Here is a 16562-nt window from a genome sequence, read left to right on the forward strand (position 1 = left end):
GACGGCCCGGCGCTAACATCGGATCATGCATTCGAACCGTGTGCCGCCGAGCGCGACGTTTGCGTGGGGAAACGTGTCCGAGGACTTCGCGCTGTTCAGAACCCTCAGCGCGGAGCAGCGGCTGATCGCCTTTGGCGCAATGACCCGGCGCGACCTCGTGCGCGGCGAGCTGCTGGTCGAGCAGGGCGGCGCCTCCGACGCGCTGTTCCTGGTGCTTCATGGCGCGCTCGCGGTGTACCGAACCAGTCATCCCGAACCGATCGCGGAACTTCGCGCCGGCGAACTGGTCGGCGAGATCGGCTTCTTTGCCAACATCCCGCGCACCGCCAATGTGATTGCGATCCGCGACACCAGCGTGCTGGTGTTGACGCGCGCCGCCTATACGACGCTGGCGCGGGAAACGCCCGAGATCGTCGAGGCGCTGCTGGCTGCGCTCGCGCGGCGGTTTGCCACCGAGACTGCGCGCCTGTTGCCGCTCCGGGCGTCGCCGAAGGCGCGCACCGTCGCGCTGATCCCGGGCGGACGGGAACCGGTGCCTGCCGCCTTTGAGCACAGGTTACGCGAAGGCCTTGCCGCTGCCGGTGCCGAGATCGTCGACCTCGCGCGGGTTCAGGCGATGTTTCCCGGCCGCGCGCTCGACGCATCCGAGGTCGCCGACTGGCTCAACAGGATCGAGTACGACGCGCCGCTGGTGGCTTATTTCGGTGGTCCCGACGCATCGGAGTGGGCGCGCAAAACCATCCGCCAGGCCGATCTTGTCGTGTTCGCCTGCCGTGGCCATGCGCCGACGCCCGATCTGACGGAGATCGAACGCTTCGCCTGCGCCGTGCATCCGGCGTCGACGCGGCGCCTCGTCCGGGTTCATGACGTCAGGCGCCACGAAGTCAGCGGCACCGCGGCGTGGCTGGCGCGGCTGCCCTGCTTCATGCATCATCATGTCGCGCTCGAGGACCAGCTCGACATCGACAGCCTGGTTCGCTTCCTGTGCGGTCGCGCCGTCGGATTTGTCGCCGGCGGCGGCGGCAGCCTCGGCACCGCGCATGTCGGCGTCTACAAGGCGTTTCGTGAGCGCGGCGCGATGTTCGACATCTTTGTCGGCACCAGCGTCGGCTCGGCGATGGCGGCGGGCTTTGCCAAGAACTACGACGCCGAGCATCTCGAGCGCGGCACACATGAGATCTTCGTCTCCAGTCGCAGCTTCCGCCGCCCGACCTGGCCGCGCTACGCCTTGCTGGACCACAAGGCGTTCGATGCCGCGCTCGCCGATCAGTACGGCCACAATTGCCGGATCGAGGACTGCTGGCGGCCGTTCGCGGCGGTCGCGACCAATCTGTCGACGCACAGTCTCGAATTGATCCGCACCGGTCTGCTGTGGCACGCGGTGCGGGCGTCGAGCGCCATCCCCGGTCTGCTGCCGCCGTTCTATACAAGGGACGGCTCGATGCTGGTCGACGGATGCCTCGTCGACAACGTTCCGCTGGCGCAGATGCACCAGATGAAGAGCGGACCGAATCTGGTGGTCCATTTCGGAGACCCGGCAACCGAGATGTTCGACGTCGACTATGCCGCGCTGCCGGGGCGGCTTGAGCTGCTTGCATCGCTGCTGACGCCGTTCCGCAAGAAATTGCTTCCGGCCGCGCCGAGCGCCGTCAACGTGCTGTGGCGAAGCCTCGTTGCGCATCAGCGCTATGATACGCTGCCGACCACGCCGCTCGACATGGTGATGCGTCCGCCGACGCCCGACGGCATCGACGTCACCGATTTCGACCGTCATCAGGAAATCTTCGAATCCTCGTACCGCTGGGCCCGCGAGACCATTGCTGCCTCGGAGGCGGTGCATAATCCCGCCATTGCGGCCATCGTCGCGTCGGCCAACGGAGCGGACAAGGGATCGGACATGGTCGCCGACGAGGGCGCGGATCGCGCGACAGCGACCGCGCCGGTTTCTGAGCAGGCCCGCGTCGGTTGAGCGGCTTGCAGGCGCCGGCGAAGTCGACCATCGTGCCGGACCGAATCCGGAGAACACGATGCCTTTCGATTTGATCCTGCGCGGCGGACGGGTGATCGACCCGTCGCAGAAACTCGACGCCGTGACCGATATCGGCTTTGCCGCGGGCAAGGTCGCTGCGCTCGGCCGCGAATTGCAAGCCGATCCCGCCACCGAGGTCCGCGACGTCTCGGGGCTGATCGTCTCACCGGGCATCATCGACCTGCACACCCATGTCTATTGGGGCGGCACCTCGCTCGGCATCGACGCGGAGGAGTTTTGCCGCAACTCCGGCGTCACCACGTCGGTCGACACCGGCAGCGCCGGCCCGGGCAACTTTGCCGGCTTCCGCAAGCATGTGATCGAGCCGAGCCAGGTCCGCATCCTCGCCTATCTGCACGTCTCGCACGCCGGCATCTTCGGCTTCTCGGATCGCGTGATGGTCGGCGAGAGCGAGGAGCTGCGGCTGATGAATCCGATCGACGCGGCGCGCGTCGCCGACGAGAACCGCGACCTGATCGTCGGCATCAAGGTGCGGGTCGGCCTGTTCGCCTCGGGCACCTCGGGGCTGGTGCCGCTCGAGATCGCGCTCGAGGTTGCCGAGCAGGTCGGCATGCCCCTGATGGCGCATATCGACCATCCGCCGCCGAGCTATGAGGAGGTGCTCGCGCGCCTGCGTCCGGGCGACGTGCTGACCCATGCGTTCCGTCCGTTCCCCAACACGCCCGCGACCGCGCAGGGCACGGTGAAGCAGGTCGTGCTGGAGGCGCGCGAGCGCGGCGTGCTGTTCGACATCGGCCATGGCAAGGGCTCGTTCGCCTTCAGGACGGCGCGCGCGATGCTCGCCAACGGCTTCTATCCCGACACCATCTCCTCCGACATCCATCAGCTCTGCATCGACGGCCCGGCATTCGACCAGGTGACGATGATGTCGAAATTCCTCTGCATGGGGATGCCGCTGCCGGACGTGATCGCGGCGTCCACCGTCAATGCCGCGATGGCGTTGCGGCGGCCGGAGCTCGGCAGCCTCAAGCCGGGCAGCGTCGGCGACGCCACGCTGCTCTCGGTCCGGCAGGGGACGTTCGACTATGTCGATGTGGTCGGCGAGCATTTAACGGGCGATCGCAAGATCGCATCCGAAGGCGTCGTGATCGGCGGACGCTGGTGGCATCCGCGTCAGGATTGATGGACGCGCCGCTGAGGGCGTCGAGGTGACTGACATGGTCTTCTGGATCGCGGGTGTGGCTGGACTGGCGATCGCCTATCTGCTCGGTTCGACGCCGTCGGGGTATCTGGCGGGGAAGCTGCTGAGGGGCATCGATATCCGCCAGCAGGGCTCCAAATCCACCGGGGCAACGAACGTATTGCGAACCCTGGGGAAGTGGCCCGCATTGGCGGTGCTCCTTGTCGACGTGCTGAAAGGCGTGGCGGCAATCCTGTTCGCCCGCTGGTTTTATCCCTGGCTGTACACCTTGCCGTCCGTCACGCCGCCGGCAGCGCTTGATCCGCAAACGTGCGTGTCCTGGGCTGTCTGCCTGGCCGGGCTTGCCGTGTTGCTGGGGCACGGCCGTTCGATCTGGCTGAATTTCACCGGCGGCAAATCCGCTGCGACCGGGCTCGGCGTGTTGCTGGCGATGTCCTGGCCGGTCGGCCTCGGCGCTGCGGCGGCCTTTGGCGCTGTGGTGGCTGTCTTTCGGATTGTCTCCCTCGGCTCGATGCTGGCGGCATTGACGGCGATCGTCCTCGTCTGCGGCCTGGAGCAACCGTTGCCCTATCGCTTGCTGGTGATCGCAGGCGGCATCTACGTGATCGTGCGCCATCGTGCCAACATTCAGCGGCTGCTGGCCGGCACGGAGGCGCGGCTCGGGCATTGATAAGTGGTTCGGATTTCCTCAGGGAAGGCCGGTCGATCAATCCGATGATCCGGCCTTGAGCGCTCCTGAGCGAAGTCGGTACCGCTGTGCGTGAAGAAAACGCGTTTGAACCATGGATATGGAATCCCGTTCCGATTCAATCGGAACGGGGAAGGCTCTAGTCGGCGACGACCGGCCCGAAGGGCTGCCATCGCTCACCGGTGAAGCGCATCATCCGGAACTCCTTCACCACGCGATAGTCGGCGCGGCTGGTATTGATGGCGAGGCCGGGCAACAGCAGATCGAGTCTGACATCCTTCAGGCTCGCGGCCTGGCGCACGATGTTGTCGCGCGAGAGATCGTCGCCGCATTGGTGCAGCACGCGCACCAGCAGCTCGGCGGCGCTGTAGCCGTAGGTCGTGAAGAGGCTGTTCCGGTCGCCTTCCGGGTAGTAGGAGGCCATGAAGGCGCTCCATCGTTTCATGCCGGCATCGTCGGCCCAGGTCGGGTCGGTGGCTTCCTTGAACGAGCTCGCCGAAATCAGCCCGCGAGCGTGCTCGATCCCCGCCGGCACAAGCACCGCGTCGATCGAGGACGAGCCGACACCCAGCAAATGCAGCGGCTTCCAACCGAGCTCGGCGGTCTTGCGGATGGCCTGCGCGGCGAATTTCGGCGCGGCCATGTCGATCAGCACGTCGACCGCCGCAGCCTTGAGCCGGACCACCTGCGAGTCGATGGTCGGGTCCGTCATGTCATAGGGGGCTTCGGACGCCAGCATGGCCGGCGCCCGCGCGCCGAGCGCGTCCTTCAGCCCCGCGAGATATTCCTTTCCGCTCTCGTCATTCTGGTAGAGCAGGCCGATCCTGGCGTTCGGGTAATTGTCGAGAATGAAACGCGCATAGACGCGGATCTCGGTCCGCAGGTTCGGCGCGAATCCCATGGTCCAGGGAAAGTTGACGGGATCCTCGAACCGCATCGACCGCCCGCCCGCGAAGAGCTGGGGAACGTGGCGGTCGTTGAGATATTTCTGGATCGCGATGTTGGGGGCGTTGCCCACCGACTGGAACATGAACAGGACTTCGTCACTTTCGACGAGCTTGCGGACCTGCTCGACCGTCTTCGCCGGCGTCGCGGCATCGTCGTAGGAGATCAGGTTGATCCGGCGGCCGTTGATGCCGCCCCGCTCGTTGATCATCCGGAAGTAGGCGGCCTGCACCTTGCCGATGACGGAGAATACCGACACCGGGCCGCTATAGGGCATCGTCTGTCCTATCCTGATCTCGGTATCGCTGGCACCGGGATCGTATTTGCGGCCTTCGGCAAACAGATCGGCCGCAGCAAGCAGACCGAGGCTGATGATCGCAACTCCGATTGTCGGCCTGAACCAGCCCTTGCGCATCGCGCGGCTCCACGGTCGGCAGTCATGATGGCGAGTCATCCGCGCACCGGGTTGTGGCAGGCGTGGTACGACCGTCGAGGAGGCGCCGGCGCTTGGCTGCCTGCTGCCGCGCAAGCATTCCCTCGTAACAGACTCCTAGCATTCGCGCGTGCAGGCGGTCTCGCAATGTCATCGGGCGTTTTGCCCGAAGCGGCGTGGAAATACTCCCGACCCTTGCCAAATTTCAACTAGATCAGCGAATGCAAGGCCATGACCGCGGCCTCACGGCTCTCCACCGGAACAAAGAAGCTTACCGAATGCGATGACAAAACATACTTGTCGGCGATGATTCCGTGGCGTTGCAGAATCTGAACCGCCTTGTACGGCAGGTCCGAGGAAATGCCGCCGAAGCAAGTGAGGCTCACCGAACTCAGCGTCTCGCGCTGTTTGCGCAGGTCTTTGCTCCGATCCAGTGTGCGCAGCAACGCGTCGAGTGTTTCCGAATCGCAAGTCATCATGATGCGGGTTTTTTCGGCGGTGAAAGCCGAGGCGAGGAGTTGCGGCCAAGGCAAGCCATTTTGCTGGAGATGCTGCGCGAACTTCTCAAAGCCTTGATTGAGGTCCGCCGAATCGATCTCCACATGCTCGATGCGAGCCATCGAGTTGACGGCCAGGACTTTTCCGTTCTCCATGTCTGCGACCTCCTTCATCACTTGCGTGCTGTGTCGCGCGCCGCCCCACTTTCTCAGGACCAAAGGCACGTTTTGGCTGTGGGCCAGCTCCACGCTGCGAAAGTGCAGGACCTTGGCGCCCCAGAAGCACATTTCGGATAGGGATGCGAAATCCAGCTGACGCAAGGGTTTTGCGTCCGCGACGATGCGCGGGTCAGCCGAGCAAACTCCGTCGACCTCCTTGATGATCTCGCAGCACTCCGCCTTGAGCGCCGCAGCCATGGCGACCGCGGTGGTATCGCTGCCACCTCGGCCAAGCGTCGTGATTTCCTTGGTCAGCGGGTTCACGCCCTGAAAGCCCGCCAAAACCACGATGCGTCCACGATCGAGTTCTTCGCGCACGCGAATGGGCCGCACGTCCAGAATGCGTGCGGAGGAATGGGACCCGTCGGTCATGACACCGGCCTGACTGCCGGTAAAGCTGATCGCCGGCACGCCGAGATCAGACAGCGCCATGCTCATCAAGGACATGCTGATGCGCTCGCCGGTGGTCAACAGCATATCGAGTTCGCGGCGATTGGGATACGGGCTGACCTGATAGGCCATCCTGACGAGTTCATCGGTGGTCTTGCCCATCGCGGAAACGATCGCCACGACACGATGACCACGGCCATGCAAATCGGCGACACTGCTCGCGGCCGCGCGGATTCTTGCCGGTGTTTCGAGACAGACGCCGCCGTATTTTTGCACGATGATGGAATTGCTAGGCATTGTTGCCCGCGTCGTGTTGGAAGGCGCAGCTGAACCCGATCAGATCGTTCTCCCCTTCGACGCCTTTGCGGTCTTTGATCGTTTCGCCATGACCCGCACAGCGCCCCGGTCGCGCTTCTTGCGATCCGCTTCCGCGTGCTGAGCTTTCGTCCCGCCGCGGTGAGCGGCGTATTCCTTGCCGTCGATCGGCGCGACATGCGGTGGATCTCGATCGAGATACGGTCGCCCGATTCCAAAATCCGGTCCACGCGCATCGATCCATTTCCAAAGGGCCTCGGTGGAGACCCAACGCTCCGCCCGCGTCGCGCCTTTGACGCTCACGACATCGACGGCAAGCCCGTGGCCATAGCCGCCGCGGAAGCTCCCTCCATGGTATGACTTGTCGGACGCCGCCTTCAGGCCGCTCGCGATCGATTGACGGTAGTCATCGCGGAACGCGCTGGTGATGCCGGGCGCCAACCCGGCCTGCTCCGCCGCGTAAAGTGCGTGAAACAGCTTGAGTTTGAAGTTTCGATCCACCCCTCCAATCACGTAGTCGATCATCGGCATGCCCACTCGTTCCGCCGCCTTCGGATCTTTCCACGTGAAATCGTTATCGACGCGCCTGGTGAACGTCCTGGTGACAGTCACCGTCTTGCGCTTCTTCTTGACGGTCACTTTCCGCTGCTCTTGTACGCTGATGGTGTCTTGCTTCGGCGTCCGCTGGTAGAGCGCCCACAGGTACCGGTCGATGCAGACATCGACGACGAGGCACTCCTCGAAAATATCGAGGGGTCTCGCGGCCTCCTCGGTGTCACCAGACACTGGAGGCGGGCTCGCCGTCGCCGCCTGCACCGGCGATGTTTCGACCGGCAGCGTCTGCGACGAATCCGGCAAGGCAGCCACGACGATTGACTTCGGCTCGCTCGAGGTTGCTGTCGCATCAGGGGGCGTCGCCGGCACCGATTCAACCGCCATCGCCGCATCGGCGTTGGCGACAGCATTACCCATGACGCCTGCCTGCGGCGGGGCGATCGTGTCGGACGCCGGCCCCGTTAGGGGTTCTGCAGCCATCGCTGCTTCAGCATTTACTTTGGTGACGTTGTCGACTGCCGTGGCCTGTCGCGTATCGGCCAGTTCGGCGTTGGCGGCGAGAGATGGTGCGAGGTCCCCGATGGACACTGCGCCGCTGTTCCCGATGCCGGCAGAGCCGGCAAGCCAGGCAAGGAGCCACCCTGCGAGAACGACCGTCCCGCACAACTCCGGAGTCGCAATTCGCCGCGGGTTCATCACCCCGTAGCCTCCAAGGGCTCGATCCGAGCCCTGTTGCACCGCCCAGCACGCGACGGCATCGATCATTCGGATCAAAATGGAATTGCGCAATGGGCGGAAGCCGTTGGCGCTACGCTTTTCCAGAAAGTGTTGCCCGACCGCAACGCGCGGCCGCGAGCAACCCGGCACGGTGCGTGCTGCTGCGTTCGGTGATTTTCGCAGCGATCGAGCTCTGATTTCCGCTCTGGGTCTTGGTCGTGTAAAAACGCCAGTCCCGAGGCAGTCGGGACTGGATTGGTGTCATGCCGCGATCGCAGCCATCAGCGGCTTGATCCCGACGATGTTCATGACCCGTGTCAGATTGTAGGCCAGGACGGAGAGCGCCATTTCGGCCGCCACTTTCGGAAGCGTTTTGGTGAGGAAGTGTGTCGCTCCCATGCGGGCCTTCATGGTGCCGAACGGATGCTCGACAGTTTCGCGGCGCTGACGCATGGCGTGCGGGCTTGCATCAAGGCGCTGCTGCACAGCCTCGAGCAGATGCTCATGCTCCCATCGCGTAATCCGCCGTTCTGACCCAGGCGTGCATTGGGTCTTGAGCGAACAGCTTTGACAGGCCGTGGTCCAGTAGCGCCGCAGCACCTTGCTGTCTTCTTCATTCGTATAGCGATATGATAGCCGCTCCCCGGCCGGGCAGCGATAGACGTCCTCCTCTGGCAAATAGGCAAAGTCCTGTTTACCGAAGCGTCCGTCTGCCTTAGCGCCGGACGTTAGCGGTTTGGGCAGAGTTACCGTGATGCCCGCTTCGTGGCACGCAAGGATCTCTGGGCTGTTGAAGTAGCCGCGATCGGCTACAGCTTCGAGCGTCTCAGTCTTCAGAACAGCCTTCGCCCGCTTGGCCATATTGGCAAGTTGTGCCCGATCCGAGCCGCTGTTCGTCACCTCGTGCGTCACAATCAGATGGTGTTCGGTGTCTACGGCGACCTGTACGTTGTAGCCGACAACACCAGAGCCGCGCCCGCTCGTCGCCATCGAGCGGCTGTCGGGGTCGGTCAGGGAGATTTGCTGGTCGGGTGACGCAAGCATCTGCTTCTCGTAGACGGCAAGCTTGCCCATTTCCTCCTTCAGTTTCGTCAGCTTCTCGGTAAGCCTCGTCACCTTCGTGGCCAGGGCCTCGGTCGGCTCCTGGCGGTCGGCCGTGTCAAGTTGGCTCAGATAGCGCGCGACGCTCTCCTCCAACTGAGCACGCCGTCGCTCCATCTTCGCGCGCGTGAAGTTCCTGTCCCGGTTGTTCACGGCCTTGAACTTGCTGCCATCGATGGCGACGCTCGCCGTCGCCAGCAGACCCATCTCTCGGCAGAGTTCGACGAAGCGCGCACATACCCTGCGCAGCGCCAGGCCGTTGTCCTTGCGGAAGTCCGCAATCGTCTTGTGATCGGGAGCGAGCCGACCCAGCAGCCACATCACCTCGACGTTGCGCCCGGCCTCTCGTTCCAGCCGCCGGCTCGACTGTACCCGGTTCAGATAACCGTAAATGTAAAGCTTCAGGAGCACCGAGGGATGGTACGACGGCCGACCGGTGGCCGCCGGCTCCACACCCTCAAAGCCCATCTCAGCCAAACCGAGCGCATCGACAAATACGTCGATCACGCGAACAGGGTTGCTCTCGTCAATGAAGTCATCGAGGCATTCGGGCAACAGCGACCGCTGTCCACGATCCGCCTCTTCAACGAAGCGCCTCATCGATTCCCCCAAAGAATCACAGGAGAATCATAACAGCAGCCCAGCGTTTTCACACAGCCAGGGTCAAAGGCGTCGTTTTAGCAATCAGTCGGGTACTTCCGGTCTACCCCAATGAACGGACATCTTCAGAGCCGGTCGCCATATCTCAAAGGTGCTACTTCCAGGATTCGCAGCACGCCTCAGAAGTAGACGTTCGCGTTACGCGGACCGGCCGCGACACCACCTGTTATCAGGCCCTGCCGCAGGACATCGCCGCTGGTGGCAGATATGCGCCACTCACGATGAACATGCTGCCGCTCGGCGCCCGCGCTTGAACTCCTAAGCCGTCCCTGCCGGCCAGGCTGGAGACCCAGCTTGCGTACTTTCAAGATTCCGCTCTACACTCTTGGAGTGTATCGACACGCTAAAGTATTCACAAGTTGTGTCTCGCAATTAACGGGACATTAACCTGCGGGTCAAGCGCGTACCGTGGCCTTGTCGGACAGGAGTGGACCAGCCCCATGTGGAAAGACCCCATCAAGAGCACGCCTTCGATCATCCAGACCGATTTCGGGCCCTTCGGGCAGAGCCTGCCGGGGGACGGTGAAGCCTATTGCGGCCCGACGTCGATGGTCATGGGCCTTTACTGGCTGTCGGCAAACGGCTTCACGCAGGTTGCTCCTGTGGTCTACGACGGCGAGGACGACCCCGTGGCGATCAACCTTGAAAGGGTGGTCGCGGGCTTGGTGCGGACGTCGAGCGAGAGCGGCAGCTTCGTGGACGGCATGACGAGCGGGATGGCCGACTATCTGTCGGCCTGCGGAATCGGGCCTGATCTCTATAATTTGACGAGCACTTCTAATCCGGACCTCGCGTGGCTTGCCGATCAGTTGGCCACGAACGTGTCCGAGAGTCCGCAGACGATCGTCTTGGCCAATTTCGCGGTTGGCTGGTATTCCGTTTCCCAGACGACGAAGGGATACATGGAAAATAACGGCGGCCACGTCCTCGCGCCGCTCACGGTGAACCTGACGGGCGGCACGATCACCATCAACAACGCTTTCCCCGCCTCGTTCGAGAACGTACCCAACCTCCCGTCTAGCAATCCGCAGACCGTCCAGATCGCGCAAATGCCCAGCGGATGGACGCTGGAAAATCTGCCGCTACCCTCCGAAGACTACAGCCAGGTCGTCACCGACGCGCTCACCGGGTGGGGCGTCTACGCCGTGCTCTGGCAGGGGCAAGCTTGGGCGATCTCGCCGTCGGCGCTGCCCTCGACATCCGGATATGAACCCAGCACTTGGACGATCAACCAGCCTAAGGTCATCAATACGAACGGCGGCACGCTGACCGTCGTCGCGCCGATCTCCGGGCTGGGCGGCCTCCACAAATACGGCGAAGGCACGCTCCTGCTCACCAACACGAACCAGCTGATAGGACACAACACCGTAGGCGCTGGGACGCTGGCAAGTACCCGGACATCCGGCACACCATTTGGCAGCTTCAGGGTGACGGTGACGAACGGCGGAATACTCGAGCTTCGTTCGGACGGCGCGACGGTCGATGTGCAGATCGCCTCGGGATCTCTGGCGACGTTCGTCATCGGCTCTACGGGAGGCGCCTTGCAGCTTTCCGGAAGCGGCAACTATCGCGTCGTAATCGGGGGCAATGACGACGGTACCCTGACGAACATTGTCCGCAACTCCGGCGGAACTCTTGTTATCGTGCCGGGCGGCGGCATGGCCCAGCTTGGGCTGACGCAACAGGTGTTCGTGGCAGGAACGGGAGCAAACCTGCCCATCGTCATGAACGGGATCGTCGCTCCCTACATTCTCGGAGAGGACGACGACGCGGCCAGCTCGGGCAAGTTCCTGACCTATTCGCCCTCCGAGGGCTTCGCGAGCGCGGCGACCGTGTCGTCGACCAATGTCAGCATCAACGATGTTCCGGCCGATGCCGTCTACGAGGTCGTCGACAGCCAGGCGGTCGAGAGCGGCGGTGTGCCGCAGGTGGCGGCGCTCGAAGTGAACGGCGGGGCGATTACGGGCGGCGATGCGAGCATTCTGGTCGGAAGCCAGGCGAGCGGCGACGCCGCGGGCCTCATCATGAACGGCGGCAGCATCGCTACTGCGAGCCTTTCGTTCGGCGCGGCAGAAGGCCTGATCTACACCAATGCTACCGGCGGTAGTTCGCAGATCGCAGCCGCCATCGAGGGATCGGCGGGCCTGACGATGTTCGGTCCCGGCACGCTGACCCTGAGTGCAGACAGCAGCGGCATGCTTTCCGGTCTGATCAGGGTCAATGGGGGTACGCTGATTGCCGGCGGTACCGGTGGATCAGCAACGGGTGCCGGCGAGGTGCTGGTATCCTACGCGGCGACGCTGGAGGTCGCCGGCACGGTGACCGGCGCGGTTGTTGTCGGCGAGTCGGGCACACTGTTCATGAACGGTGGGACGGTCTCGGGCCCGGTCACCATTGCAGCGACCGGCACCGATTCGCCTGCTCCCGGCGGCACACTACAAGGGAGCGGAACAATCAGCGGGACCACCTCAATCAGCGGCATCATCCAGGCAGGCCCGCAGGCTGGCCTAATCACGTTCACCGGCGAGACCACTATGACCGGCGACGCGAGCTTCTATTGGCGGCTGCAGAAGCTCGTGGACGATGCTGATCCCGGAGCCGGACCTGGGATCTACTGGAACGCGCTGCAGTTCAACTCGCCGGATACGAACCTCGGCACCAAGAATGCACCTCTCTGGCTCTTCCTCGATTTCAGCGCTCTCGACGGGGACCCGGACGGCGGCAACGCGTTCTGGAAGAAGCCCCATACCTGGACGCTCTTTACCTACGCAGCCGAGGCCGGCTACTTTTGGCCGGCGGGCGAGAACTTCTCGTACCAGTCCGGGAGCTTCAACACGGTCTTCGACAACTGGGTCGTGTCCCTGCAGTGGAAACCGGCCGCCTCGCCGCAGAGCCTCCCGGAGCGATGGCGCGCGAACGCTCGTGCGAGAAGCCGGTAACCGACCCGCGGCAACTGGATAGCCGTGCCAGTCTGTGCCCAAAATTGCGCGCGCCGGGGGACTTCCGCTTTCCCCCGATAGCGGCCACAGAGCGGATATCGCTGGATGTCTCGAACGGGCCGATTCCGTTGAAAAAGACGGCTGTTGCGACGCAGTGATATCAGTGATTCAGTCTGTCTAGTTGGCAGGACTGAAGATCATGATGGGGCATCGACAAGTAGACCAGGCTGCTTTGTTCTATGAGTTCTCGCTCGAAAGACATATCCTCGCCGACCACTTGCTCCGGTCGATCGACAGGTTTGTCAACCTTGAACGGGTCAGGCAGGAGCTGGCGCCTTTCTACAGCAGCATCGGCCGACCTTCGATCGATCCCGAGCTGATGATCCGGATGCTCCTGATCGGTTACTGCTTCGGCATCCGATCGGAGCGGCGGCTGTGCGATGAGGTTCACCTCAATTTGGCCTACCGGTGGTTTTGCCGGCTCGGTCTGGATGGGGCGGTGCCGGATCACTCGACATTCTCCAAGAACAGGCATGGCCGCTTCCGGCAGAGCGACCTCTTCAGTCGCGTGTTCGAGAGCGTCTTGTGCCGCTGCATCGAGGAGCGACTGGTCGGCGGTGAAGGATTTGCAGTTGATGCGAGCCTGATCAAGGCCGATGCCAATCGGCAGAAGGGGATCGAAGGCGACAAGGGACTTCCGCCGGAGGCTGCCGGCCGAGCAATCGATGAGTATCTGGCTGTCCTCGATGATGCCGCTTTCGGAGCCGCGACCGAGGTTACCCCGAAGTTCGTGTCGCCCTCCGACCCGGCGGCGCGCTGGACGGGGGCGCACGGCGGCCAAGCGTTTTTCGCCTACTCGACGAACTACCTGATCGACATCGAGAATGCGATCATCGTCGATGTTGAGGCAACGACGGCAATCCGGCAGGCGGAGGTGTTGGCCGCCAAGCGCATGATTGAGCGCTCGCTGGAGCGGTTTGATCTCTATCCGAGCCGGCTCCTCGGTGACAGCGGCTATGGCTCGGCCGAGATGCTCGCCTGGCTGGTCTATGAGCACGGCATCGAGCCGCACGTTACAGTCTTCGACAAGTCGGCCCGCACAGATGGGATCTTCTCGCGCGACGACTTCGCCTATGACCATGCTGGGGACATCTATCGTTGCCCTGGTGGCAAAGTTCTTACCACGACCGGAACGTTGGTGAATGATGGTGCCACCATGCTTTACCTCGCCAGCAAGCGCGATTGTGATCGATGCGCATTGAAGGCTCGGTGTTGCCCCAAGCAGGCTTCACGGAGAGTGCCGCGCTCGATCTATGAGGGCGCTCGCGACATGGCGCGCCAGATCGCAAGGTCGTGGGAGGGAGGCACCTCGCGCCGGCTCCGCAAGAAAATCGAGATGCTGTTCGCGCACCTCAAGCGCATTCTCAAGCTCGACCGTTTGCGTTTACGAGGCCCAAACGGCGCGCGCGACGAGTTCATCCTCGCAGCCACCGTCCAGAACCTTCGAAAGATGGCCAAGCTGATCCCGATGCCCAGCCCGAGGCTCGCATAGGGTCGGTAGAGCAGTTCGGCCACGTCGCGACGGAGCTATTACAACGAAAACTGCCGGCCTTTTTCAACGGAATCGGTCAAAAGCAGTGGACGACGATCCAGCATGGCAATTGCTGCATCGCCGTCGGAAGCGGACTTTTGTGAGCCCACGCCCTCGTTATCGGCAAGGCTGGGGTGCTGCGAATGATGCGCAGTCGCAGCCAATGGTTCGGCTGGAGGGGGAGGCTGATTTCGGAATATTGGAAATATATTCCTGATTTGCCCGACGTGTCAAGTTGCCCGGTCGAACAGTTGCCCGGTCGAACAGTTGCCCGGTCGAACGTGCCCGGTCGAACGCTGGCGGCCGTCGGCTCCTTTGCATGGGGTTGTTTTCGATATTTTGCGGCGCCCGCAAGCGAGAGCAGTGAAGCGCCTAGGCGGCTGAAACGATGAACCTTCCGACGTGCATCGGCTGGCCCAACGTTGATCAGCGGCGCGCGTCGCTCGCGCCGCTGGTCCTATTCGGTCTTGTCGACATTCCAGAACACCGGCGGCGCCGGGCCTTCCAGCACCCCGGTGAGCGATTTGCGCCAGGCGCTCGGCAAGCGGAACTGGCCGAGCGGAATATAGATCACCTGCTCGTAGGCTTGCTTTTGAATCTCGACCGCGACCTTCTTCTGCTCTTCGGGGGAGGTGGCGCGCGCATAGGCGTCGCGCATCTGCTCGAGCCTGGCGTCTTCGGGCCAGCCGAACCAGGCCCGCTTGCCGTTCGCGGCGATCTGGTTGTTGACGATCGGGTTCATCACCTCGGTCGCGCCGGTGAAGGTGAAGAACAGGTTCCAGCCGCCTTCCTTGGGCGGCTTCTGGCTGGCGCGGCGGCTCACCACGGTCTGCCAGTCCGTCACCTGCGCGTCGACGTTGAAGCCGGCCGCGCGCAACAGCTGCGCCGCGACCGTCGGCGGCCCCTTCAGCGTCTGCACGTCGCCGGGGATCATGATCACGACGGGCGTGCCGTCATAGCCCGAGGCGGCCAGCGCCTTCTTCGCCTCGGCCATGCCGTTGCCCTTGATCAGCGTCTCGGCGCCGGCGTCGCTGGCGAGCGGCGTGTCGCAGGCGAAATAGGAGCCGCAGATCTCGTAATATTTCGCGTTGCCGACGGTGGCGTCGAGCACGTCCTTCTGGTTCATCGCCAGGAATGCGGCGCGGCGGACCTTGGCGTTGTCGAATGGCGGGTGCAGGAAATTCATCCGGCCCTCGATCTGGAAGCCGAACTTGTTCAGCACGGCCACGGTGAGGTCGGAGTTCGCCTCGAGCACCGGCAGCAGGTCGACCGACGGCTGTTCCAGGAAGTCGATCTCGCCGGATTGCAGCGCGTTGATCGCGGTCTGCGCGTCGGGCATCGTGACCCACTCGACGCGATCGACCTTCGCGACCTTGCCGCCCGACAGCCAATCCGGCTTGTCCTTGCGCGGCACGTAGTCGGCGTTGCGCTCATAGACGGCCTTCACGCCCGGCTGGAATTCCGCCTGTATGAATTTAAACGGCCCGCAACCGATCTGCTCGGCGATCTGCTTGCCCGGCGCCGTCTCCGCGAGCCGCTTCGGCATCATGAAGGCGACATAGGAGGAAGGCTTTGCCAGCGACTCCAGCACGAGGCCGTACGGCTCCTTGAGCTTGAGCACGATCGTCTTCGGCCCGCTCGCCTCGAGGGAAGCGGTGAATTCGGCCAGCTTCTGCGCCATGCCGTCGACGGCGGTCCAGCGCTTCAGCGAGGCGATGCAGTCCTCCGCGGTGACGGGCGCGCCGTCATGCCATTTCAGGCCGTCGCGCAGCGTGAAGGTGTAGGTGAGCTTGTCGTCCGCGATCGTCCAGTCCGCCATTTGCGGGCGGACCTTGAAACTCGAATCGATGCCGAGCAGTGTGTCGTAGACCATGTAGCCATGGTCGCGGGTGATGTAGGCGGTGGTGAAACCGGGATCGATGATGCGCAGGTCCGAATGCATCACGGCGGTGATGGTCTTGCCCTTGCCCGCGGCAAGGGCGCGCGATGACAGGATGGCCGGCGCCGCGATGGCCGGCGGTACGCCGGCCGCAAGCTTGAGGAGCGTTCTGCGCGAGAATTCGACCATTCGCCGTCTCCCGATCTGTCATTGCGCCGGCATGCTTCACCAATCCGTTGTTGAAAGCAAGCAAGAGCCGCGCCATCGCGTTTGGTCCGGTTGCGAGGTTGCGCAGCCGTGTGCGCTCACTGCTTGAGCAGGTCGCCGAGCAGGCGTTGGTTCCGGGCTTCGCCGCGAGCAGCACGCGCCGACGAGGTTGAGGAGGACTTAACCGGCTGCTGACACTTGTATCGCCTGGGTTAGCCGGGGTTGGACACCTTTC

At 63.4% G+C, this 16562-nt stretch carries 10 protein-coding genes; 5 read left to right on the forward strand and 5 right to left on the reverse strand.

What is annotated here, in order from left to right; all coding sequences use genetic code 11:
* Positions 1-73: 73 nt before the first annotated feature.
* The 3 genes from ACVIYL_RS27810 to plsY are packed head-to-tail and all read left to right on the forward strand — an operon-like array spanning position 74 to position 3861.
* A complete protein-coding gene (locus tag ACVIYL_RS27810; protein ID WP_253608027.1) occupies positions 74-1969 on the forward strand; it encodes a patatin-like phospholipase family protein in 1896 nt (631 codons plus the stop codon).
* A gap of 58 nt (positions 1970-2027) precedes the next feature.
* A complete protein-coding gene (locus ACVIYL_RS27815) occupies positions 2028-3173 on the forward strand; it encodes an amidohydrolase/deacetylase family metallohydrolase (protein WP_456780317.1) in 1146 nt (381 codons plus the stop codon).
* Between the two features lie 34 nt (positions 3174-3207).
* Positions 3208-3861, forward strand: a complete 654-nt coding sequence (plsY, locus tag ACVIYL_RS27820; RefSeq protein ID WP_253608028.1) for a glycerol-3-phosphate 1-O-acyltransferase PlsY — start codon at positions 3208-3210, stop codon at positions 3859-3861.
* A gap of 157 nt (positions 3862-4018) precedes the next feature.
* On the opposite strand, the gene ACVIYL_RS27825 is transcribed toward plsY, so the two are convergent.
* The 4 genes from ACVIYL_RS27825 to ACVIYL_RS27840 all read right to left on the reverse strand — a co-directional run bounded on the left by ACVIYL_RS27825 (position 4019) and on the right by ACVIYL_RS27840 (position 9651).
* Complete coding sequence (locus tag ACVIYL_RS27825) at positions 4019-5239, reverse strand: ABC transporter substrate-binding protein (RefSeq protein WP_253608029.1); 1221 nt, start codon at positions 5237-5239, stop codon at positions 4019-4021.
* 227 nt (positions 5240-5466) lie between these two features.
* Complete coding sequence (locus tag ACVIYL_RS27830; protein ID WP_253608030.1) at positions 5467-6660, reverse strand: aspartate kinase; 1194 nt, start codon at positions 6658-6660, stop codon at positions 5467-5469.
* A gap of 39 nt (positions 6661-6699) precedes the next feature.
* Positions 6700-7998, reverse strand: a complete 1299-nt coding sequence (locus tag ACVIYL_RS27835) for a peptidase M15 (protein ID WP_456780318.1) — start codon at positions 7996-7998, stop codon at positions 6700-6702.
* Positions 7999-8211: 213 nt separating this feature from the next.
* Entirely contained in the window at positions 8212-9651 is a 1440-nt protein-coding gene (locus ACVIYL_RS27840) for an IS1182 family transposase (protein WP_253607763.1), read from the reverse strand.
* A 500-nt stretch (positions 9652-10151) separates the two neighbouring features.
* Between ACVIYL_RS27840 and ACVIYL_RS27845 the strand changes: the two genes are divergently transcribed.
* Together ACVIYL_RS27845 and ACVIYL_RS27850 are read left to right on the forward strand one after the other, a co-directional pair.
* Complete coding sequence (locus ACVIYL_RS27845; protein ID WP_253608033.1) at positions 10152-12650, forward strand: autotransporter outer membrane beta-barrel domain-containing protein; 2499 nt, start codon at positions 10152-10154, stop codon at positions 12648-12650.
* 199 nt (positions 12651-12849) lie between these two features.
* Positions 12850-14202 carry a transposase gene (locus ACVIYL_RS27850; RefSeq protein ID WP_456780319.1) on the forward strand — a complete coding sequence of 451 codons (1353 nt, stop codon included), beginning with the start codon at positions 12850-12852 and terminating at the stop codon, positions 14200-14202.
* A gap of 496 nt (positions 14203-14698) precedes the next feature.
* Here the strand turns inward: ACVIYL_RS27850 and ACVIYL_RS27855 are convergent, their stop codons facing one another.
* A complete protein-coding gene (locus tag ACVIYL_RS27855) occupies positions 14699-16309 on the reverse strand; it encodes an ABC transporter substrate-binding protein (protein WP_456780320.1) in 1611 nt (536 codons plus the stop codon).
* Between the last annotated feature and the right edge of the window lie 253 nt (positions 16310-16562).

The sequence above is a fragment of the Bradyrhizobium sp. USDA 3315 genome, from assembly GCF_054056795.1.

What these genes read in the sequence shown, in the direction of transcription:
- ACVIYL_RS27815 (WP_456780317.1), top strand. Translation starts at nt 2,028, where the DNA reads ATGCCTTTCGATTTGATCCTGCGCGGCGGACGGGTGATCGACCCGTCG.
- plsY (WP_253608028.1), top strand. Translation starts at nt 3,208, where the DNA reads ATGGTCTTCTGGATCGCGGGTGTGGCTGGACTGGCGATCGCCTATCTG.
- ACVIYL_RS27825 (WP_253608029.1), bottom strand. Translation starts at nt 5,239, where the DNA reads ATGCGCAAGGGCTGGTTCAGGCCGACAATCGGAGTTGCGATCATCAGC.
- ACVIYL_RS27830 (WP_253608030.1), bottom strand. Translation starts at nt 6,660, where the DNA reads ATGCCTAGCAATTCCATCATCGTGCAAAAATACGGCGGCGTCTGTCTC.
- ACVIYL_RS27835 (WP_456780318.1), bottom strand. Translation starts at nt 7,998, where the DNA reads ATGATCGATGCCGTCGCGTGCTGGGCGGTGCAACAGGGCTCGGATCGA.
- ACVIYL_RS27840 (WP_253607763.1), bottom strand. Translation starts at nt 9,651, where the DNA reads ATGAGGCGCTTCGTTGAAGAGGCGGATCGTGGACAGCGGTCGCTGTTG.
- ACVIYL_RS27845 (WP_253608033.1), top strand. Translation starts at nt 10,152, where the DNA reads ATGTGGAAAGACCCCATCAAGAGCACGCCTTCGATCATCCAGACCGAT.
- ACVIYL_RS27850 (WP_456780319.1), top strand. Translation starts at nt 12,850, where the DNA reads ATGATGGGGCATCGACAAGTAGACCAGGCTGCTTTGTTCTATGAGTTC.
- ACVIYL_RS27855 (WP_456780320.1), bottom strand. Translation starts at nt 16,309, where the DNA reads ATGGTCGAATTCTCGCGCAGAACGCTCCTCAAGCTTGCGGCCGGCGTA.